Source organism: Bacteroidota bacterium (assembly GCA_016713925.1).
Classification (GTDB): Bacteria; Bacteroidota; Bacteroidia; order AKYH767-A; family OLB10; genus JAJTFW01.
The window spans coordinates 474,036-498,332 of record JADJOH010000008.1 but is presented as its reverse complement, the minus strand read 5'-3'; the positions used below and the strand labels follow the sequence as shown (position 1 = coordinate 498,332).

The following is a 24,297-nucleotide window of genomic DNA, read 5'->3' as shown; positions in this document are numbered from 1 at the left end:
ATTAGATGAATTATTTCTTATGGGAGAATCGATCCCACGAAGTTTAAGATGTTATTATCTACAATCGCCTGGTCAGTGATATCCACTACTCCATCTCCCGATACATCCGTTGGTACATAGCCGGAAGCAAAGTTCAAGATATCATTTCCTACATAACCCTGATCGGTAATATCCACCACGTCATCCTGTGGAGAAATATCACCACTGTAGAAGGCGAATACACCCGGATCCACTTCAATCATATTGGAGCTGAAGGCCTGAGTAGCCGCAGTGGTGAAGTTGTAGTTGGTTGTAGCAGAGAAGGTGAGTAAATCACTCCATGTCTGCACTGCATTACGATGGAACACCGCGATGTAACCGTTTGCACCATTAATGGCAGCCGGGAAAGTAAAGCTCGCCTGGCCATTGGTGCCAAGTACTGCTGTTCCGGAAGCCAAAACCGTTAACGTATTCAACTGATCACGGATTTCTACACGGATCGTATCACATTCTGTCGGACTAACGCCTACTCCTGAATTCAGTAAGGCCGGCACCAATCCGCCTGTTCCATCATACATACCTTCAATCAGCATGGTCAGGTTAAGAATAGCGTTGGTGTTAGTCGTGATCACTACGTTATCAAAACCTTGACAACCGTTGGTGTCTGTTACCACAGCGGTATACGTTCCACCTGTAAGACCTGTAATTGGAGTACCGCTACCAATCAGCGTAAATAATGCATCGTACCATTCAATTATATAGCCGGGAGTTCCACCTGCTATTACCACTGAAGCTGTACCGTCGTTTGCAGCCGGGGCGCTTTCGTTGGTAGATGAAAGGGTCAGGGTAATTGATGCAGGCTCATTGATGGTGACGGATGACGTATCTGCACAACCGGAGTTATCCGATACAATCACCGTTAAGCTGGCAGCGGCAGTAACTGCACGCGTAGCGTTGGTATTTCCATCGCTCCACAAGATGTTGTATGGGGTAGTTCCTCCGGTCCAGTAAACGGTGGCTGATCCATCAGCGAATCCATTACAGGAAATATCTGTACCTACTACTGAATCGATCACGATCGGAGAGGATCCCGAAACAACATACGTCAATACTCCGGAGTTACATGAGGCAGGAGTGCCCGCTTCGTCATATACCTGCAGGTAATAAGTACCGGCGGTCAGGTTACTTAATGTATCCTGATTGTTCGCCTTCGTTACGTTGCTGATGATATTGGTTTGAGCAAGGTCAGTTGACCAGATGTAGTTGTAGTTTGGTAATCCGCTGGTTACGGTAACAGCAATAGAACCACCACCGGTACAGCTTGCAGGAGTAATGACATCTACTACTGCCACTGACTTGGTCAGGATAATAGCGGTATCGGAACTTGCAGAACATCCGCTGGGCAGCGTTACGATAACTGAGTAAGAAGAACCATTGCTTGAACTGATAGAATCCAGATCAGGAATCGGAACTCCGATAGCACTCCAGGTAAAGTTAGTACCTGCAGGATACCCACCTACATAAAGACCGGTATCCACTACATTCACGTAAATGAAATCAGGGTTACACAAGGTAGTGTCGTTATCGGCGATGATTGGTTTTGGATTAGAAATTGCTGAAACCAAAATAGAATCCATAGCGGTACATCCTGTAGATGGATTGGTTGCAGTAACATAATAATACTGATTCATACCGGGAGGAACAGTTAATACGGGAGTTGCTGAAGTAGGGTTATTCAATCCTGTAACCGGACTCCACTGATAAGTGAGAGCCGTATTAGATACAAATTTAAAATCAGGTCTTGCACTAAACGACAAACTAACCGTAGTGGCGACTGCTGCAGCGGCGGCTGTAACATTATCTGCCCTATACACAATTGTACTTTGATAACTCGTTCCGGTGTTATATTGAATGACATGATCATTCGCTACTCCTGCAATATTATTTCCGAAAGTAGTTTCTATAATAATATTAGAAGTCCCATTCCAAACAAATGGAGTATTAAATGTATGTGTATTACCATACCCAACTGCCGGAGTAAAATTTCCGGGGGCAATTACTTGCGTTAAACCTGTTTGAAAAGCAGTTAACGTAGTAAGGGCGGTATTTCCGATACTCATTTGGAATGAATTACATGACGTCAAACTTACTCCCCAATTTGGACCTAAGGATACTACAGGAAATTTAATACCCGCCAGTGGTGATCCCGCATTATAACCTGCAGCTGAAAGTTCAGCCGCGGTAATCAACATTTGCATTCTTTGTGCTCCATAATAAACAGAATAAGGAGCCGGATAGGTGGTCGAAGTATTTTGATTAGCCTGTGTTCCAAATGTTGTTTCAGCGGGAGTGAGATTAGTTACACTCAAGTTGGCTGTTCCACCTCCACACACACTAACAGACGTTGGTGTAGCATCAATTAATGGCAAAGGACTAACGTTAATTGTGACAGAATCTACGGTAATACAACCTGCTGTACCACCTGTGGAAACATCTGTAGCTGTTACATAGTATTTCGTTTTTGCAGTTGGCGAAACTAACACCGATGCTCCGGGTAGTCCACCCGGATTCCATACGTAGGAATAATTCGGATCATTTGCGCTACTTGCTTGCAACGTCACACTACTTCCGGCACAAATGGTATCGTTGGGTAAGGTCGTAAGTGAAATAGAAGGAGCTGTAAGCGATACTGCTTCTACTGTATCTCTAGCACTTATACATCCGATGGAATATTTCACATTTCCATTCCATAAACGATTTAGTGGAGCGGCTACCTGACCCGTGAACGGACCGAAAACAACTGTTCCCGATTTAACCTGTACATTAAAATCTGATGCAGCCACTGCGAACTGCGCAGGAGAAATTCCACTCGCGTTATATACAAGGGAATTAGAACTACCCAGATTAGTCACTACAATATAGAAGCCATAGGTTTGTCCTGCGGGAATATAAACGTCAAGATTCATAGGTAAATTTGTTGGAACTCCATTTCCCGCAGATACAACACCCGTTGCGGATCCTGCAAGTGTCCATGCACCGGCATTTGTGGCAAAACCTGAATACGAACCTGCTTTATAATAGACGCTAATATCAGAAGGTGCCAATGTATCATTATTCAGATGCACATCAAATCCTGAAATTCTCACGTTATTAATCGCCGTTATATCAAACATATTTCCCGCAGCGTTCGGATCAGTAGCTATTGTAGCACCATTAAATCCGGTACTGACAGGAGTTTGTGTGATCGTGTCTCTCACTTCAACATAAAAGTTTGTTGTTGTTCCAATGGTTGGAGTAAATGGAGACCCCACGGCTAACCGTGTTCCTCCGGTTGCGGCAGACCACCAACTAATTTCGCCTCCGGGGGTACCCGTTGCCGTTAGTGTCACCTGATCTATTCCGCAAACGGTATCAGTTACTGTGGTTAAAACATCGGGCGATGATTTATAAATAGTCACACTTTGATACTTGGTACAACCTGTTAAGGAATCGGTCACCGCTAATGTATACACTTCACTGGCTCCGGTTGGGCGTGCTTTCGGATCAGGTATGTTATCTGCAGATAAACCGGCTGAAGGAGTCCATAAATACGTATAAGTTCCTGCGCTTACTGTTGTTGTAATCTGCGATGAATCAGATGCACCACACACTATTGGATTATTGACACTCACATTTAAATTAAATGAATTTACAATTATGGTGATACTGTCGACAGCCTGACAATTATTAATGTTACCGGAAGCCAGCAGATAGTATTTAGTAGTCACCGTAGGCAAAGCATAAATGCTTGTACCGGCGGTATCACTCAGACCTGTTGTGGGAAACCAGTTAAAATTTGTATAATCGAGTAGGCCTGCAACAACAGTTAGGTTTGTTGAATCTCCCTGACAAATTGTAGTATTCCCGGCAATTTGAACGGCTGGAGATGGAGTAACAGTTGCGATAACCGGAACACGAGTCGAAGGACAGCCAACGCTGTATTCAAGACTTACCACAGGGAATCCTGAAGTGGTAGTACAATTAAACAAAGCACTGCCTCTGTATCCGGCTATTACCGAACCTACGGCATTCGTTCCAACCACGGTTCCGGCAACACTGGTACCATATTGGTGTGTCGCCCCGGTAGCAGGAGCTACATAGATGGAATAAGTGGCACCGGCAGGAATATCAATACTAATTCCTGTTGCAATGGTTGTATAAGCAGTTGCGCCTTGAGAAGGTACATTTGTAACTGTTGAGACTAAAATCCAACCGGCTGAGGATGTATTCGCTCCGGCTACCAATTTGAAATCATCCGGGCGGTAATAGATATCCCAGGCAGTGAGTGTACCCACGGTATTATTGCATTTGATACCAATTTTATTAATCTGCATTCCGTTAGGCGAACTCACAGTAAACATATGATGATAAACCCCTGTTGTACCTCCGGAAGCCAGTGGTACTTGAAGGCTATCCGAACTGCCGGTACCGGAATTTGATTCCACATAAAAGGTATCCGTTTGTAGAACCAGTGGTGTAGTAAACGGACTTCCGGTACCTAAAAGAGCGCCACCGGTTGAATCTGCATACCAATTTAAGTTATAGCCCGGATCTGTTGTAGCGGTAAGATTTAAAGTTCCCGGACCACAACGAGTATCTCCATTAGCCGTCAATACTTGTGGATTGTATACAAACACCGTGTCTACATTTGAAGAGTCGGTTGTTGAAATACAGCTCACTATCACTCTGTAATAAGTAGTTTGTGTGACGGTTCCCGGTAAATAAGTACTACTATTGGAAATGCCGACATTAGTCCACGGACCGTTTCCACTTACAGTTGATTCCTGCCATTGAATAAAGCCGGATGCTCCTGCAACTGAAATGGTAGGTTCCCCTGTAATACAATAAGGTCCTGTCGCAGAAACTGTACCTGCACTAAAAGATGCAAGTGGAATAACAACTATACTATCCGTAATAAAACAACCTCCTGTACCTCCCGAAGAAGTATCGAGAGCAGATACATAATAAGTAGTATTCACTAATGGTGTCACGTAGAATGGACCATTACCACTTTGGTTAAAGCCACCGGGATTTGATGTCCAGGTATATTCATAATTTGGATCATTAATGCTGCTTACTTGTAGGCCAATAGAATCACCTGGACAAAGCGCATTTCCGGGAGTAACTGTAATGGCAGGTGCAGAAGTAGACACTCCCAACGCAGCCACACGGGTACTTGAGCAGCCGAAACCGGTAAATGGAATCGTCATTCCCGGATTAGTACTTCCAATTGATAAGTTGATAATGGAGAAATCTGTAGCTGCATTGTTATCAGAAGTACCTTGACGCGACACACTTTGAGTGGCTGCAACAGTTGAGATATTCACTCCGTCTCCACTCCATTGTGAGCCTATAGTAATAGTTGGACCACTTGGTATAGAAATACTCGCTGATTGAATATTAGCTGAAGGCCAATTCATAAATAATACATCCACTAAATTATTATTGTTATCAAGTATGGCTGCCCAACCTGAAAAACTTGGAAATGCACCGGGGTTCCAGAATAAATTATTTCCCCAATAATTCGGACCTGCAGTGGCATCCGTCCAGGTCATCGTTTGACCGGGGGTCATGCTGCCACTCAAAGTTTGAACTATTGTATTGACGGAGGTGATATCAGTATAACTATTGCTAACAGCTACTTTCCAACCGGTAACATTAATAGTATTGGGTGAAACATTTTGAATTTCCAACTGATCACTGGCGCCTAAATCTATTTCTGTAATTTGAATGGCAGCAGCACTTCCACCACCACCGGAAAGTTGTTCTTCCGCATAAAAAGTTGTAGTTCCTGTGATATTCGTTGTAAAGGTGCTACCTGTTCCGAGCGCAGTACCGCCTGTTGCCACGTCATACCAGTTAATAGTTCCCTGACCGGTACTTGTAGCACTAAGGGTAACACTTCCCTGACCACAAACGGAATCATTCACTGTGCTTAAAATTTGGGGTAGCAGGTAATCTACCTGAACCACATTGGTTGTTCCGGAAAATGCATTACAAGTTACTTCTGCCTGATACCAGGTGGTATCCGTAATAGAAGATCCAGGAGTATAGACATTGCTGTTAGTGCCTACATTTGTCCAAGGCCCAGTATTTCCTATTAATGATTCTTGCCATTGCACATTTCCGATTGCTCCTGTTAATGTAAGTGTCGGAGCTCCTGTTACGCAAATAGTGCTTACATCTGCACTAATACTACCTAAAGAAGCTGCGGTAGTTCTTGTTGTTGGGGTCATTGCATCGTTTGCAGCATTACCATCACCGGTCATTGAAACGGTTGCATTAAAAGTATAAATACCGATTGCAGTCATATCCAATGTAGTGGACATCACAACATCTAATGTTCCATTGATAGGTAAAATGCCGCTTGGAGTACCTGTTAAAGTAGCCACTGTGGCACCGGTCACATTACAAGTGATAGTAGCAGGATTTAACGAGAAGTCGATGGCATTTAAACCATAATTTCTAATCCGAAGTGTAATCGTTTCATTGGCCGTATAACAGGCACTTGCTATTGGTGCAGGAGTAATCAATAACGTCACACCTATATCCTCAGTAGCTATAAGGTATTCATACGCCCCAATATCAGGAGTTGTTAAATTTCGAACTGCACCATTAATATCTTCAGTAACACCAAGTGGAGTCCCTGCGTTATTCAAAGCAACAACTGAAGGTTGATAGTTGCCCAGTGACGGATCTACAAACTGGGGATCAAAATTTATACTTTGTTGATCGTATGCAGATGAATTTGCCGTTTGCCAATTGGCTAATGTAGTAAAGGCTGTTGCTGCATATGATCCAATGCTATCTGCCCCCGGTGTATTAACATATATATTGTTGTAATTACTTTTTATGTACGTACCGGCTGTATTAAAGAATATTCCATATCTGGCTCCGGTTCCTCCACGCGTAATTGAAATGTTATTGTTATAATACTGAAGAGAATCTGCAACTGTGGTTTGGTAGATTCCATAGGTAGTTCCCAGCGTTGAAGCAGCAGCATCCAATGCAATCGTGTTATGCCAGGCCCACATGTGATTTCCACCTGTATTGTAAATACCATATTGAACACCATTTCCTCCGAGTGTATGAATCAAATTATTCACCAGTTTATTTTCACTGCCCAACAACGCATCTCCGGCTACATAAATTCCGTAAACTGTAGAAGTGGAAGTTGGTGTTGCAACTAAGAAGTCATGTATTCTGTTTCGTTCAACTTTAGCACCTATGGTGTTTGTAGTTAAAAACAATCCATAAGTAGTAGATGTGGACGTACGATTCAACTGTCTGATATTATTTCCAACAAACTCAGTACCTGTATTTCCCAGACTATATACACCATATAAATAGTGGTCGGTGATGGAATTATTCACTACACGGTTTCCACTAATAAATGGTGCGGCTGAAGTACCAACAACCGTTATACCGTAATATCCGTTTGTAATGGTATTGCCACTGATTTCATTTCCGTTTCCTGAATTACCGGCTGTAGTTGCAGAAGCAAGAGATCCACTCATCACAATTCCGGCAAAATTAGTGGTGGTCTGATTTGCTGTTGTATTTACAACGCAGTTCGTGATTTTATTTGAATCCGCCTGAGAGATCAGATGAACACCATAACCATAAGTTCCACCGGAAGCATCAATAGTTAAACTATCAATATAAATATGGTCTGCTCCGCTTAACGTAATAACAGCTCTCTGGTTGGTATTCGCGCTGGCAAAAGCGAGGGTTTCCAAATTACCATTAAAGGTGATGGTATTGGTAGCTGAAGCACCTACTATGGCAGGAATCAATATTTGTTCATTGTAGGGTCCTGAACCGGCAACAACATTTAGTGTAACCGGACCCACCACGCCACCGCAGATCATCTGATTTACGGCATCTGTAAATGTCTGGAAATTTGTACCTGAAGTAGGTAAAGCCGAATCAATGGAATATACTCCATTCAGCGCAGGACAAAAGTTTTGTACCGCAGTGGTATCATTCGCCTGGTTATCATCAATAGCACCATTCACCAAATTGACGTATGCTCTTAAATCCGCATTACCCGTTAAGTTATAGGGAGTGGTGAATGAAAATTGCTGATTATTACCGGCTGTAATATTTAATGAACTGAAAGTTTCTGTAACCGTACTCACGCCATCCGTATACGCAAGATCAAGACTGGTAATGGTGGCAGTTTGTGCATTGGTGATCTGGACGGTAATCGTCTGATTACCCAAACCAACCGGAGGCAACGGCGACACCCAAGTTATCCCGGCATCCGCACCCAAGGGAGTCCATTCATAGGCACCCGGATCCGGAGCAGCTAACGTACGCGGGTTACCTAAAATATCAGCAGCTACACCCACATTCGCTCCATTTGAGTTTACACCCGGATTTGCAGGAGTAAAATCTCCATTACCCGGATCTGCGAATAATGGATCTAAGCTTACGCTGGATCCATCATAAGCGCCTCCGTTGGCAGTTTGCCAGTTGGCCAATGTGGTAAAAGGAAGTGTTGTATAAATACCAATACTATCCGTTCCACCTGAATTTAAATAAATATCGTTATTGTTGCTCGTGATGTACGTACCCGCAGTCACAAAACCCAATCCGTATCGGGTTCCGGTACCACCACGCGTAATTGAAATGATGTTGTTTCTGATATCAACACTTGTAACAGCACCTGTCTGGTAAATACCATAACTTGCACCTAAAGTAGCTGCTGCATCATCAAAAGAGATCGTATTGTGATACGCCTGCATGTAATCACCGGTAGTATTATAAATTCCATATTGAGCTCCATTACCACGGATGCTATAAATAATATTATTAAACAATTTATTTTCTGTGCCCAAAGTTCCATCTCCTGCCACATAAATACTATAGCTAGTGGAAGTAGAAAGGGCATTTCCCAGGAAGAAGTTGTAGATTCTGTTTTCTGATACCTGAGTACTTATACAATTAGTAGTTAAATAAACACCATAGGTGGTAGTAGTGGTGGCACGCGAATCATGATGTAAACTATTTCCACTGATAATGGAGTTCTCGGCGTTCACCACATAGATCCCATAAAAATAATGATCTATGATATCATTATTAATGATACTGTTGTTTGCGGCAAACGGAGCCGTACTGTTGCCACATAAAGTAAATCCATAGTATCCATTTATAATAGTGTTTCCGATAAACAAGTTTCCATCTCCATTGTCTCCGGCAGTAGTGGCTGCAGTTGCAGAACCACTCATAATAATTCCTGCATAGTTGGAAGATGTGCTATTGGCCAATGTATTGATCTGACAATTTGAAATAACGTTACTGTCAGCGCTGTTGGTTAACCGGATTCCCATCCATAGGTACCCCCACTTACATCAATGAGAATGCTATCAATGGTAATATGATCCGCTCCATTTAAAAGTATGGCCTCTCGTTGATTGGTATTCGCACTGGCAGCTATCATGGAGACACCATTTCCGTTAAAGGTAATTGTGTTCGTCGTTGAAGTTCCACCTATTTGAGGTATAATGACCTGTTCAACATACGGTCCGCTACCCGGAGCAAAATTGAAAATTACAGGACCTGCAATACCACATTGAATGGCTGCAACCGCATCATTAAAAGACGCATAATTTCCGCCGCCCGTAGGAAGTGCACTGTTTATGGTATATGTTCCGCCAGGGAACAAAGTGGCAACATCATTAAAGACTGCAGTAGAAGGAAGGGTAGTTAATCCACAGGTAACCAGACACTGGTAATAAGCTGAAGCTGTTGGATTAATTATTAATGATGGAGCGCCGGACGAGGAACCTATATTGGTCCATGGACCTGAAGCAGTCGGGCCTGTTTGCCATTGATAGGTCTGACCTAAACCACCACTGTTACCTGTTAGATCTAATGTCAATGCTGAATTTGGGCAAATCTGCGTTGAAGGAGTTGTTATTGCAGTTCCGGGGGTGGGTGGGTCAACACAAGGAGCTTGAGGTATAAAGGTTAACTTTCCCATCCATCCACGGGGAGTATTTGTTGGTGCTGTGGGTGGTGCTCCACCCGCATAACTGATATTTGCTCCCATTAAAATATTACAACCGCCTGCTGAAAAGGTAGTCGGATCTGTTACTAATATGGTATGATATCGTTGCCGGCCGGCAGTACCGCTATATGCTGATATTGCAAACCCATAGGTAACTCCTGCAGGAATAACAACACTTATTCCTGTTAACATTGGCTGAGTTACAAGCGTCGTCGTATTAGCAACTCCTGTAAAAGTGCCGGTAGCAGCCAAAGTCCATCCATTAGCAACAGAAATTGCTCCAGGTGCTGCACTTACCGGTGTTGTTTTAATCCATAAATCCGCAGAAGTTAGCCCTGCAGTTCCAACAATCCCTTCAATGTCGGTAATTATTATACCATAGGGATTAGTATTTTGGAAATTAAAAGTAACAGTACCACTACCATTATTGTTTGTAATGGGAGCAATGGCAGTATTTATTGTTGATTGGGCGAAAACTCCCGTGCAACTAATAAAAACTAAGATGAAAATACGAAATACCAACTTGAAATACTTCGATTTCTCCTTTGTGATTGAGTAGAATTGCTTCATGATATATTATTATTATTTAGTTTTTTACTTTTTATAACTTCCTAAAATGATATGAACGAACTTGCAATTTGCAAAAAATAAATTAAAATTCAAGTGTTAAATCTCATTTTTTTATGAATTAAACGAAATAGTGGGTGAAATGATTCACTTTCTTACATTGACATTATGTCATTCAAATTCTTGTAAGCGGCTGCTATTGTGCAACATATAAGAATAAGGCATATGAACCAACGTTAACCAGCTCAAAAATCACTTAAAGTATGAATTGAAAAAGGGCAGTAGTAAAATTTACCCACTGCCCTTTTTCCTTATTAATAAAAATCTTACTTCCTAAGGGTGAATTGATCCAATGAAGTTAAGGATGTTATTGTCTACAATCGCCTGATCGGTGATATCCACTACTCCATCTCCCGATACATCTGTTGGTACATAGCCGGAAGCAAAGTTTAATATGTCATTTCCTACATACCCCTGATCGGTAATATCCACCACTTCATCCTGTGGAGCGATATCGCCGCTGTAGAACGCGAATACGCCCGGATCCACTTCAATCATATTGGAGCTATAAGCCTGAGTAGCAGCAGTGGTGAAGTTGTAATTCGTTGTAGCAGTGAAGGTAACAAGATCACTCCAGGTCTGTACAGCATTACGATGGAAGACTGCGATATATCCGTTTTGACCGATCACTGAGCCGGGGAAGGTAAAAGTTGCTTGTCCGCCGGTATTCAATACCGCAGTACCACTCGCCAATACCGTTAACGTATTCAACTGATCCCGTAACTCCACATAAATCGTATCACATTCAGTTGCACTAAGACCAACTCCTGAATTCAATAAGGCCGGCACCAATCCGCCTGCTCCATCATACAAACCTTCTATCAGCATAGTCAGGTTGAAGGTAGCATTCGTATTAATTGTAAACGTACCACCTGAAATAACTGTATCACAACCTGCATTGATAACCGTGATAGGTCCGGTAGTTGCTCCGGCAGGAACCGTTGCTGAAATCTGTCCGTCATTATCAATGATGAATACCGCAGGTACTCCATTGAACCAAACTTCATCTGCAGCAGTAAAACCGGTGCCACTGATAATTACACCGGTACCGGTATTACCTGATCCGGGAGTGAATCCTGTTACAGAAAGCGCGTTTGGTTGATTGACGTTAAGGGTTAGCGTAGCCGTACATCCATCAGTATTGGTTGCGGTAACAGTATACGCGCCGGCTGTAAGTCCTGAAATATCCTGTGATGTTGCACCAGTCGACCAACTATAGGTATTATTTACACTTATTGAAATGGCAGAAGTACCATCCGTGAATGTCGGGCTCAGGGTCCAGTTTCTGATTGAAGTATATGTTCCGGTAGAAATATTAAAACCTCCAGTAGCCACATGATGTGACCCGGATGCACTATTCGGAGCGGTGAATGCACCGGCCGATAATAATCCGCCTGCATAGCGATCATTTGTTGGCAAGGTATATCCATTCAGACCTGCATTGACAATTGCACTTCCAAGACCGGTACCAAAGAAAATGGCATCTACAGGAACCTTTGAAGAATCAATTGCTGAAGAAGGCATATCAAATACCGCAACACCATCTGCATTTGCACCACCATTACCTATGCCAATACCAACATTACCAAAACCATCACCGGCGGTAGTTGATGTATTAATAGTTCTCAGTTTTGTTCCTGTAGGTGCCATCGATGAACCACCCACATAAAACACATCACCGGGATTTACTACACCACTACTAATTTGGAAGGCATAAGTTAATGCAGCGCCTGCTCTCCATCCTTTGACATTCGCCGTACCGTTATTGGCAACAACAACAGTATAAGGCGTAACGCTGAAATCAATGGACTTGGTGGCAATCAACTCTACCCATTCAAAAGGGTTGTCGGTGCCGGCCGGATCTGCTAAAAATTCTGATATTAACAACCCGGGGTTTACAGGTGGTACAAGAGGATCATTAGAAGCGGAGATGTCTATCGCTCCGTTATTTCCACCGGGGCAGGAAACATCAGTTGCTGAAACAACACTCAATGTAAATGCAGGAGGATCGGTTAATGTTGCACTTGCGGATATCAGACATCCGTTCGCATCAGTGATATCAACCGTATAAAGTCCGGCCATTACCCCGGCTAAAGTTGCACTTGTAGCACCATTGCTCCAGAGATAAGTATATGGAGCCGTACCGCCGCTTACATTCGGATTAATAGATCCGGACGCCTGCCCTGTGCATAATGGATCTGAAGTACTCACATTCGTATTTAAAGCAGAAGGTTCATATACATCGAAGCTGGCCGATGCGGCACATGAAGAAATATCGATAACAGTAACCGTATAAGATCCTGCTGTAAGACCAATGATATCTTCTGTTAATGCACCATTGCTCCAGCTAAAAGTATAGGGAGAGGTTCCGCCTGTTACTGTTATATCTATGCTACCATCTGCACCACTGTTACAACTTACACTATCCACTATTCCACTAATGGTAAGTTGTCCGGGTTCTGAAACAGCTACTGTTAATGTGTTCGGGCAATTGAATGCATCCACGACTGAAACGGTATAAACACCGGCCGTTAATCCGGCAATGTCTTCTGAATTAGCTCCATTACTCCAGCTGATGGTGTAAGGAGAAGTACCGCCACTGATGGTAAGATCAATGCTTCCATCTGAAGCTCCGAAGCAGCTCGCACCAATGGTTGTTGCAGATAATGATGGAGGAAGGCATGCAACAGGATTAAAGAAGAAGGTATCGGTAGATGTAGTAAAACAAGCAGGTGAAGTATATACTGCTATAAAACCGGTATCTGCACCCGGCGGAACTACAGCATCAATTTGCAAGTCGCTGATGACAGTAAAAGAAGCAGCTGATACATTGTCAAACGTTACATTAGTTGCGCCTGTAAATCCGCTACCGTTAATGGTCACCAAAACCCCGGCACCACCGGTAGCAGGAGTGAAACTATTTATGATGATAGGGTTAGGGTCATTGATAAATTCAATTCCTCCTGCACCACAACCGTTAACGTCTGTAATATTGAAGAAATAGAAATTAGCAAGTTCATTGATGATATCTTCCGTCACAGCGCCATTGGACCAGCTAAAGGTATAAGGCGGAGTTCCACCGCTCACGGTTAAATCAATTGCTCCATCCGAAGCACCGAAGCAGGAGGTATTTGTAACCAACGTGGTATAGGTAATATCATTAGGCTGGTTGACATAAAATGAATCAATAACGATACATCCGTTGGCGTCAGTTACGGTAACAATGTATGTACCGGTTACCAGTGCGCTTCTATCTTCATTGATATCGCCATCATTCCACAGATAAGTATAAGGCATCACACCACCACTAACGGTGATGTCTATACCCCCATCGTTTAATCCGAAACAGGTTACGTCAAAGATCTGTCCGGTAACCGCCAGCGTAACCGGAGCAGTGATGGTAGCAGATCCGGTAGTTGTACATCCTGTCGGAGAGGTAACTGTTACAGAGTAAGTGCCTGCAGAAAGCCCGCTCAAATCTTCTGTTATAGCACCATTTGACCAGAGATAACTATTGCCACTCATCAACGTCACAGAAGAAGTGTCACCGGAAATAGTGGTATCAGTTGTCCACACACGAATGGGAGTATACGTTCCGGATAATTTGTAATAAGTTCCGGTTGCTTTCACGGAAAGTGCACCCGGATCTACAGCTCTGAAACTTGTCGCTTGCAATCTTCCACCGATATAATTATCATTTAGAGGCAAGGTAAATCCATCTACACCACCATTTACTACTGCAGATCCCATTCCTGACCCATAAAAAACGACATCTACCGGAACTGAATTTGAATCCAACGCCGCTGCAGGAAGATTAAAAACCGCAATACCGTCGGCATTCGTCGTACCATTTCCAAGCACTCCTCCTGTGGTTGGCAGACCAATTCCACCATCTCCACCGGTAGTAGCAACATCAATCAGTCTCAACTTTCTACCTGTGACCACCATATTTGATCCACCCACATAAAACACTTCCCCGGGAACTACTTTGCCGGAGCTGATTTGAAATGCGAAGGTTCCATTGGTGGTTGCAGAAGCAACGCCACCTTGCACCCATCCCTTTGTTGTAGCTGTTCCGTTATTGGCAACGATCACCGTATAAGGAGTAACAGCAAAGTCAATATTTTTAACGGCAATCAGCTCCACCCATTCTTTTGAAGAATCAGTACCTGCAGGATTTGCCAAAAACTCGGAGATAAGTACACCCGGGTTTGAAGAGACGGTATCATTGGATGCTATTAAATCAATCAAGCCATCATTCAATCCGGCGCAGGTAACATCAAAACCAATTGTGGTTGCTGTAAACGCTCCCGGGTCTGTAACTACTGCGAAATTATTTTGCACACATCCATTGGCATCCGTGATGGTTACGCTGTATAAGCCGGCTATCAAACCGTTGATATCTTCAGTTGTAGCACCGTTATCCCAAAGGTAAGTATAGCCTGGCGTACCCCCGTTTACTGACAAATCAACGCTGCCATTACTGAATCCCTGACATCCCGGAGGAAATACCGTGGTAGAAGAAGAGATGAGGGTGGGTTCATTTACTGTTACAAAAAAGGTATCTGTACAGGCAATGGCATCGCTTACAATGACGGAATAAATTCCCGCTGTAAGTCCTGTAACATCTTCTGTAATTGCACCCGTACTCCACGTAAAAGTGTATGGAGACACACCACCATTAACAGTGATATCAATACTACCATTGGCTCCACCATTACAACTTGGCATGGTTGAATTGGAAGTGATAGTCGGGGGAATACAACTGCAAGTTTGAACGATAGCAAGAGTAGAAGCAGTATCTGTACATCCGAGCGTTGAAATGGCGGTGGCGATAAATTCACCGGAGTCAGCATTTACAGTTACCGGAATTGTTGGATTTTGAACACCTGAAGCAAAACCATTGGGTCCGGTCCATGAATACGTAGTGCCTCCACCCGAAAATAATTGAAGACTAAGGCCAGCGCATACAGGACTGTTATTAGACGCAGTCGCCACCACTTTATCGATGACGAGATTGGTTCCATTGTCATTCGCTACCGCAACAGGATCACTGCTGGTCACACGAATTCTATAGCCTGTTCCGGAAATTGTTCCGGCTGGAATAGTGGCTGAAATAGTGCCTGTACTTGCAATAGAAGCGAGTGATCCGATCGCGACAGGAGATGCAAAACTTCCGGTAGATGAACTTAATTCTGCCGTATAAATATTTGCCGGATTAGGTGTTCCTGCATAGAAAAATGAAACATTCACGGAAGCACTGTTATCATCAGAGATACAGAAGGGAGAACCGGTAACCGGATCCGTATTAAAAGTGACACCCGGAGTTGCGTTGAGTTGAATATTGTCAAGACGGTTATTACCGGTTGATGCAGTGGCACCGGTTCCGGAGAAACGAAGGTAGGCAGTAGAAGCTCCATTTAATCCAGCGGTAGAAGGCAATGTAATTAAGGAAAAAGCTGTGGTTACTGTCGTCACTGTAGATAATGGAGTCCAGTTTATTCCATCGGTGCTGTATTCCCAAATCTGCGTGCTAAAACCAGTGTTGGTTTTTTGAGATGCATACGTCACTGATAGATTAATATAACCGGTCATACTAAAACTAAAAATGGCGAATTTCCCATTGGCAGCCTGAGCAGCTCCTGCTACTAAAGCTAAGGAAGATGCACCGGAGGTGACAACAGAAAATCCAGTTCCGGCATTGACAGCAGTTCCGCCAAAGGCATTTAATTCAGTATTCGTACTTCCAGTCAGTGGAACAAACCAATTGCTTGAATTATTGGTTCCGTCTAAATAAATGGCTCCTGAACCAAAATTCGCATTATACACTTTGGGGGTGTTCGGAGATGCAAGTACAGCAGTTCCTCCTGTAGTGGTCGTTTGAAAATCCCAACCGGCAATCAATGTTTGGGCAAAGATGGTAGAGGAAGAAAGTAATCCGGTAAAAAGAAGAAGCAGCATAAGCACATACTTTTGGCTCCTGCTCATCGATTTCTTTTCTTCTCCGGTCTTCTTATTTACTCGGATGAGGGGGGTGTAGAGATGATTCATTATGGGGTTGATTTTAGTTTTTAATGATGGAGATTCCTGATTCTTGATTTGGTGAGATCAGATCGGGAATCTTTAACGGTAACTACAATAAATTGAACATAGCTTTTCATTCTCTGAAAAACCGGACTGCAAGTTACTCTTTGACCCTTTATGAAGCAAGATAATTGATCGCTATTCCCCCCATTGTTAATATTTTAATAATGCAGGTGTTTTATTCACACTACCACTTAAATTCAATGTAGCAAACTGATTAAAAGATGCTTACAACATGCCAACATTCAGACATTGTCCATTTTCGGAGAGACGATTATGGGACCAAAGCTTCATCGTCGCAAAGTGGAAACAGAACCTTTTAGAGTAAGAGTCCGTTAAATCTATCGATATTTTCAGGTAAAAAATCATGGTTTAATTCTGAATAAACCAGCCATGGTGAAAAACTTAGCTTCAAAATAGCCCCATCACAAAAAAAATATTATAATTTCGAAGCCTACGCCTACACCTAATTCTCTCTAAAAGCTACCCTATGACAAACCCTGAACAGGAAAAAGACCAGGATTCTAAAAAGGTCATCGTCATCATTGTTATATCTATATTATTAGGAGTCAATGCTTTATTGCTTTGGCAGTTCTTTGATAAGAAAACGCATTTGGAGCAGGTAAGCCGTGAATTAGATACCACTATGGCAGAGAAAGAATCCCTTTCCGCCGAATTGCAAAGGGTAAAAACGGAATATGAGAAGTTAAATCAGGAAAATGCGAGTCTTCAGAACCAACTTTCTGCCAAGGATGAAGAGATCCGATTAAAAATTGCTCAAATCCAAAAACTGATTAACTCCGGCGATGCTACACAGTTGAGAAAAGCAAAGGAGGAACTTTCCTCATTAAAAGAACTCAACCAGCGCTATATAGCTCAAATTGATTCTTTAAATATTGCGAACAAGATGCTATCGGAGCAAAATGTCTCTCTGAATCAAAATTTATCTTCAGCAAATACAAAAGTAAGTTCCTTAACACAGGAGAATAGCGTGCTTGCCAATAAAGTGGCGATTGCTTCCGTACTAAAGACCACCAATCTGAAAGCATTAGGTGTCCGTTATAAAGCGAGCGGCAAGGAGTCAGAAACCACCAAAGCCAAAAGTACCGACCGCATCAAGACCTGTTTTACCATCATGGAAAACCTTGTTGTAGAAAAAGGTCCAAAGGATATTTTTGTAAGAGTGCTCAGCCCCGATGGCGCGGTGATGTCTACCACCAGCGAAACTTTCATCTATAACGGCCAGGCTACACTTTATACCACCAAGGAATCGATCATGTACGAAAATCGTAATACCGATCTCTGCGTGTATTGGGAAAAAGGCAACGATTATAGCTCCGGGGTTTATACGATTGAACTTTATTGCGAAAGCAATCAAATCGGTGTAGCAAGTCTGACGTTGAAATAGAGTTTAAGGTTTTCACTCGCCACGTGCCCACGGGCGATGTGATCCCGTCATCCCGATAGCTATCGGGATTGTGTTGACGGGAAAGGTTCAAGGTTCAAGCTTTTCCAAGCGAAGCGTTCCTCCCCTCCTCCAAGCGAAGCGTTCCTCTAAGCGAGACTTTCCTCCAAGCGAAGCGTTCGTTTAAAAGAAATAATTTATTCTACGTTTCATAATCCTCAATATTCAACCCCGTTGGGGTTGGGGGGGGGTGGTTGGTGTGCTAACCCCGGATTGCATCCGGGGTTAGCGATGTTGAACCCCTTTGGGGTTCCGGAGAAATAACCAATCAATTGACGATCCACACGATGGGTGCGCTGAATGATCCGCTCGGTGGGTATAGCGAACGTTCCCCCACGTCAATTGACTAAAGTTCCCCCAAGGCTCGTCGCAGACTAGACGATCCTCCTGGTGATCTCGTCAGATTCATTGCATCGAAGATGGAAGAAGTATGACGAGAGAACGATCCTCCCGGTGAGCGCAGTGATCGATCCTAAAAATACGCTCGCACCTGTGCGCCGCCCGTATGAATTGTTTTTAGTCCGGCTGGTTTTCGTCCTTCGTAGTTGATGCTGAGCTGGAGACTGCTTCCCAGGTTGCGCTGAATATTTACTCCCCAGGTGAGATTAGTTCCTTCTTTCAATCCTTCCAGCATCTCAAAAGCAATAGAGGTATTTGATTCGGCATTGTAAGAAATTTTTACAAGATTAAAGCGGGTAGTCAGCAAGCCTTTCTTCACGGAATTGTATCTCCACTCCAATCCTGCATCGCTGATAGTAGCCTTCTCTCCAAAACCTTCAGCATACTCATTTAGTTTTTCCTTGTAACGATAGGAGACCGTAATCCGATAGACACTTCCCGGCTGGTAATTGATTTTGCTGTCTGTCTCGCGACCGGTGATGAAAAAATTTCGTGTGGTAAATGCTTCAGCTTCGCTCCTTCGCTCACTCAATTCCACTTTTTCCTGCAGCGCCAACCATTGCGTGATGTTCCATCGGATCGTTGTGGATAATCCATTCGAAGTGCGGGTATCCAGACCGTTAGCCAGCAATTGCCGGATGCGTTGCTCCTGCCAGCTGATATCGGCCGCGAACTTCGAGCCGGTACGGTCGTAAAATAAAGTATGTCGCCCGGTAGATTGGGTGCTTAACAAAACCGTATCGGGAATGATGCCGGGAAACGGATTCCAGTTATTAATATCATTGGCATTCCCTGTAATTTTATTGTCGAAACGAAAGGAGGACAAGACGCTGAATTTCGCGAAGAAGGGTTTAGTAGCCCCTGTGAATTTTGCCGCAGGATTAAAATTAATAACAGCATTGAATTGGTTGAAAAACACTTTTACATATTCATCGGTGCTGCTGAAGATACGGATGTAGTTGGCTTGATCCTGGAATACGGCGATTTCGAATTCATTCAATTGCGGTATTCCATCAACGTTATAATCGTTCCAACTGTAATTTCCTGTCCCGGGCGCGACTTCAATATAGGAATACAGTCGCCGTGGTTCTCTTCCTGTTCCGCCCTCGTAAAAGGTGTTGAGGCTGAGCAAGCCCTTTCCTGCATTCAGTGTATAATCGAGCCTGCCTGTAGCGCTCTCTTCCGGTTTGACAAGTGTGAGTAGTGTATCATTGATCTGCAGATTCCGGTAATTTAAGATCAGCGATACTTTCTGGCGCAGTCCTTTGTTCCATCCGATATGAAAATTAGCCATATCTGCTGTGGTCGCATGGATAAAATCGGTTCCGCGAATTCCATCATCTTCTCTGCGACTAAATGAACCTTTCATGGTGATCTTCACTGTATCCGGTCGTGTGAAAAAAACTTCTGCAATTCTGAAATGAAAAGCGCTAATGGCCAGACTATCGTTACCCGGTCTCGTTTGTTCATTCCGCTCCTGCTCAAATCTTACACCCGGAATCCAGGAACCAAACCTTCGTGTGAGCTCATCTCTATGGCGCAAAAAAGAACTATTACCGTTAGTTCCATCGGTGTTGAGGAAACTGGCATCCCATCTCGCCGTCCACTTTCCTCCCTGCAGGTTTCCGTTGAGCCCATGCATTAATCCGCGGTAAGTAGTTCCTCTGTACAATGACTTAAAGCTATACCGCATATCTCCCGTTTTCGAATGCCTGATTCCCACCTGCACATTCGAGAGCAATTCTTTATCGAAGGAATTTAACAATCCCGTGTTCCAGTCGCGGACAAACTCCACTGCTCTGTACACCTCCACCGGACGAAAAAACTCATCGTTCACTTCCGTCTGCAACTGCCCGACAAAACTCCAACCCTCCGGTTTCTCTCTGTTTAGTGGCTGTTGATGTTCGAAGGTCACTCTTGCCGCGAGACCGTCATCATTTGCTTTATCCTTCGTTGCAAAACGGTTGATATCGTCCTTACTCACCGCCAACTCCGCGCCTACTTTTGTAAGAGGACCCAGTGCATACTTTACAAATCCCGTTGCCATTTGCCGTTGTTTGGGAGATACCAATAAGATCTTCGGTTCATAGGTTCCCTGTGCAATACCATTTATTGGCGCCACCCATTGGTACACTCTCCCATTCGCCAACCCATCTACCGCAACATAATTGCCAAGGCCTTGTCCGACATTGCTGAAGGAGACACGATAGAAAGCACTATCAGGACTGGTGGAATAAAGATAGATATCCGGATAAAGAACAGCACTCACGGTGGTGTCTATCCGCGCATATAAAATTTCATTGATGTTAAAAGCGACACTATCGCCACTCTCCTTGAAAGCGGCTCCCAGATTATCACCTGCTGCTGCCAGAATTGCTTTGTCGGCCGGGGTGAGATCCTGCTGCAAGGGTTGATTCTTACTGTCCTGCTCGGAGTAGAGATTAACACCGGCCTGCATCCGGCTATCCTTCCATGCGGCGAAACCGGTCAGCAAGGTACGTGCATAATTACGGTCGGCATATTGAAATTCAATCGTAATCCGCATATCCTTGTTGATCAACCTGCGCGTGGTGAAAGTTACTTCAGCGGTATTGTAGTCGATGATATAATCTCTGTCCTGACCGCGTTCGAGAAGGAGTCCATCGATAAACACTCTTTCCGAATTCGACATCACTATGATGAACAATTCATTTTCTGCACCGCGCAACCGATAGGGCCCCTGGTTGGACTCAATTCCATTGATGATATTTCGGGCGAACTTCCCCCGGGAAACGGCGGCACCCAAACCTGCGGCGAGCGTGAGCGGAGATTTATTCTTGCGTTCCATCACTTCCGTATAACTATACAATCCGCCCTGCGCCTTCTTAAAATACCGCATAAAATAACCTTCCGGGTTTCGCACATCATAATCTCCGGCCACCAGTTTATGCTTATCGTTATTTAACTGAATATAGACCTTATCAAATTCCTGCAATTGCTGCGTATTCCCCTCTGCCTGCACCGGAATATTCTCATCGGTAATGGCGGCGAGTACTTCGATATTTCCACTAATGCGACCGGCTAATTGCAAATTCAAACTCGAATTCACCACCGCATCCTGATTACTGCCGATGGTAAGTCCGCGCGAAATAGATCCCGAACGTGCTAATCCTTCCAACCCGAACAGCGAGGCATTCTTCTCTGCCGGACGCTCGGTATAGGGAGCAGCGCCGGGTGTAGAAGAAGCCTTCTCCAACAAGCGCCGATCCCTTAAAAACAATGGCGCTTCAAATGAAATCGGGTACACTCTGAAGAAGACCCGCAGGCTGATGGAATCAAGCTCCTTCAACAGGGAGGGCTCAAACCAGATCAGTGATTTAGAAAAGTCCAGGGAGAAATATCGTGCAGGTAACAGCGAATCTCCGGCACGCACTTCCACCGAACCGGGGATCACGCTGAGGGAATCCAGCCGGATAGTATCACGAGTCGGGACGATATAACGCAAACGGGCATTGCTCAAATCCTGGCTGTACAGGCTGAACGACAGGCAACAACAGACGGCTGCAATGACCTTAAATACTTTCTTATCCAATAGCGCTTAAAAATACAGAGGATTTTACATCTGTTTAACGCTATAAATCTTTTTTACGTCTTTTCTTTGTGAATAATTCCCGCGGCTATAATACATTCGCTGAATCATAAACAATGGCAAACAGAAAAATAATCACCTACAATGTAAACGGCATTCGAGCTGCGCTCAGCAAGGGCTGGATGGAATGGCTGCGGACAGTTAACCCCGATATCGTCTTGTTGCAGGAAATCAAAGCGGAACCCGGACAACTCGATCTTCCTGTTTTCGACAATGACGGTTACTTTAATTACTGGCATCCTGCGGAGAAAAAGGGATACAGTGGAGTGGCCATCTTCAGCAAGCAAGAGCCGGATCATGTGGAAATTGGTTCAGGAAATCCCGAAATTGATAAAGAAGGAAGAATCATCAGAGCGGATTTCGGGAAAACATCAGTGATGAGTGTCTATGTGCCTTCGGGGTCCAGCGGCGAACACCGGCAAGAGTATAAAATGGAATGGCTGAAATGGTTTGAAGATTATATCGCTACCTTAAAGAAAAAGAAAAGTAAACTCATCATAGGAGGCGACATCAACATTTGCCATAGACCCATTGACATTCATAATCCGGTCAGCAATGCGAAGTCTTCCGGTTTCCTGCCCGAAGAGCGAGAGTGGATGGAGCAATTTTTTAAGAGCGGATTCATTGATACTTTTCGTTATTATAATCAGGAGCCACATCAATATACGTGGTGGAGTTTCCGGTTCAATGCACGCGCAAAAAATTTAGGCTGGCGCATCGACTACCTGATGGCCACAAAAAATCTTGAAAAAAATTTGCAGCGATGTGTCATCTTGCCAGAGGCCAAACATTCGGATCATTGTCCGGTGTTGCTGGAGGTGGAGATGTAGTGAGTAGGGTGTTTCATGTTTGCTATCCCCTCTCAGTAGCCGCGTTACATGTCACGCGGCTACTGAGAGGGGTGATGGATGACAGTTCGCGACCAGTCGTTACATCAATCCGCCCTGATATACACTTCATCATCCTTACTGTAAAAGAAACTGAGGTTCTGGTTCTTTTCAAAAAAGGATTTCAGCTCGGAGGAGGATTCAAATTTTTCCTTGATATTATCTGTCACCGGAGACAAGGTCAGTTTTGCACCGCTTCCGGAGATATCCATTTTATAAAAATAATAGGTGCGGGTGGTATTTTGTTCTTCCCAAACATTTAAAAATTTCGTGGTTCCGATGGCAGAGAGGAATCCGATGTAAACAGTTACCTCGCCTTCACCACGAGGCTTCTTTTCTATCTTATAGGTGGTATCATCGATTTTAGAAACGATATAATCATAATCGCTGGAGCTCTTCGATTCCCATTTGCCGAGTAGCTTCTCATCAATTTTAGTTTTACCATCATCGATAGCTACTTCTGATCCATAAGGACAACCCATAAATAGTAAGCTAAACACGAACATCAGGTAGGGGAAGAACTTTTTCATGATTTTTAGTTTGAAACAAAGATAATTTATATTTTAAATTAAATTTCAGTTGTGGTTGAGATTTTTGCTTCGATAAAGGAGGCTGCCGGCTGCCGGCTTCCAGCTATGAGCTTCCGGCTTCCGGCTACCAGCTATAAGCAAAGGGCAAGCGGCTACGACCTGGTGGTTAATGTCTGTGAGTTATGTCTGAGGACATGGGCTGAGAGCTTTAGACAATCGGTCGCACTTCTGAATACCTTGAAATTTAAATGCTATAGAGACTTGATTTCGGATAGGACATTGTTTAAACGCAGCGGGCGCAACGTCGCGAAGTCTCGATCGCAACGAGAGCTACGAAAATATGGCGGGCATGGCGATGTCACGGTGGGTGCCAAACCTATGACCTATGAACCTGGTATTATGAGTTTTGGAATATGAGCAATGAGTTAAAATCATCCGGCTGAAAATTATTATTTCCCTCTTCGAAGTAAAAATTATTTTCATATTTAACTTCAGCCGGAAGCTGGTAGCTGGCAGCCGGAAGCCGATAGCAATATTCCCACCATCTCTTTCCTTTCTGAAATCTATAATTGAAAAATAATTATTATTTACATTCCAATCTATTAGATTTGCTGAAAATAATACCGGGGCTAACTACGTGAGCC

At 43.7% G+C, this 24,297-nt stretch carries 7 protein-coding genes; 2 read left to right on the top strand and 5 right to left on the bottom strand.

Going from position 1 to position 24,297, the window contains the following annotated elements; translation table 11 throughout:
• Positions 1 to 17: 17 nt before the first annotated feature.
• The 3 genes from IPJ86_16320 to IPJ86_16310 all read right to left on the bottom strand — a co-directional run bounded on the left by IPJ86_16320 (position 18) and on the right by IPJ86_16310 (position 16,711).
• A complete protein-coding gene (locus IPJ86_16320; protein ID MBK7888786.1) occupies positions 18 to 9,353 on the bottom strand; it encodes a right-handed parallel beta-helix repeat-containing protein in 9,336 nt (3,111 codons plus the stop codon).
• On the bottom strand, positions 9,338 to 10,603 hold the full coding sequence (locus tag IPJ86_16315) for a hypothetical protein (protein ID MBK7888785.1): 1,266 nt from the start codon (positions 10,601 to 10,603) through the stop codon (positions 9,338 to 9,340). The genes IPJ86_16320 and IPJ86_16315 overlap by 16 nt, the downstream gene beginning before the upstream one ends.
• A 330-nt stretch (positions 10,604 to 10,933) precedes the next feature.
• Complete coding sequence (locus tag IPJ86_16310) at positions 10,934 to 16,711, bottom strand: SprB repeat-containing protein (GenBank protein MBK7888784.1); 5,778 nt, start codon at positions 16,709 to 16,711, stop codon at positions 10,934 to 10,936.
• Positions 16,712 to 17,234: 523 nt separating this feature from the next.
• Between IPJ86_16310 and IPJ86_16305 the strand changes: the two genes are divergently transcribed.
• Positions 17,235 to 18,152 (top strand): hypothetical protein, encoded by a 918-nt coding sequence (locus tag IPJ86_16305; protein ID MBK7888783.1) that lies wholly within the window; start codon positions 17,235 to 17,237, stop codon positions 18,150 to 18,152.
• Between the two features lie 529 nt (positions 18,153 to 18,681).
• Here IPJ86_16305 and IPJ86_16300 read toward each other — a convergent pair.
• Positions 18,682 to 22,179: a hypothetical protein gene (locus tag IPJ86_16300; GenBank protein ID MBK7888782.1), complete on the bottom strand. Its 3,498-nt coding sequence runs from the start codon at positions 22,177 to 22,179 to the stop codon at positions 18,682 to 18,684.
• A gap of 113 nt (positions 22,180 to 22,292) precedes the next feature.
• On the opposite strand from IPJ86_16300, the gene xth reads away from it, so the two are divergent.
• On the top strand, positions 22,293 to 23,066 hold the full coding sequence (xth, locus tag IPJ86_16295) for an exodeoxyribonuclease III (GenBank protein MBK7888781.1): 774 nt from the start codon (positions 22,293 to 22,295) through the stop codon (positions 23,064 to 23,066).
• A gap of 104 nt (positions 23,067 to 23,170) precedes the next feature.
• On the opposite strand, the gene IPJ86_16290 is transcribed toward xth, so the two are convergent.
• Positions 23,171 to 23,653, bottom strand: coding sequence for a hypothetical protein (locus IPJ86_16290; protein ID MBK7888780.1), 483 nt, complete (start codon positions 23,651 to 23,653; stop codon positions 23,171 to 23,173).
• Between the last annotated feature and the right edge of the window lie 644 nt (positions 23,654 to 24,297).

Coding starts and splice junctions, on each gene's coding strand:
- IPJ86_16320 (MBK7888786.1), bottom strand. CDS start 9,353: ATGGGAATCCGGTTAACCAACAGCGCTGACAGTAACGTTATTTCAAAT.
- IPJ86_16315 (MBK7888785.1), bottom strand. CDS start 10,603: ATGAAGCAATTCTACTCAATCACAAAGGAGAAATCGAAGTATTTCAAG.
- IPJ86_16310 (MBK7888784.1), bottom strand. CDS start 16,711: ATGAATCATCTCTACACCCCCCTCATCCGAGTAAATAAGAAGACCGGA.
- IPJ86_16305 (MBK7888783.1), top strand. CDS start 17,235: ATGACAAACCCTGAACAGGAAAAAGACCAGGATTCTAAAAAGGTCATC.
- xth (MBK7888781.1), top strand. CDS start 22,293: ATGGCAAACAGAAAAATAATCACCTACAATGTAAACGGCATTCGAGCT.
- IPJ86_16290 (MBK7888780.1), bottom strand. CDS start 23,653: ATGAAAAAGTTCTTCCCCTACCTGATGTTCGTGTTTAGCTTACTATTT.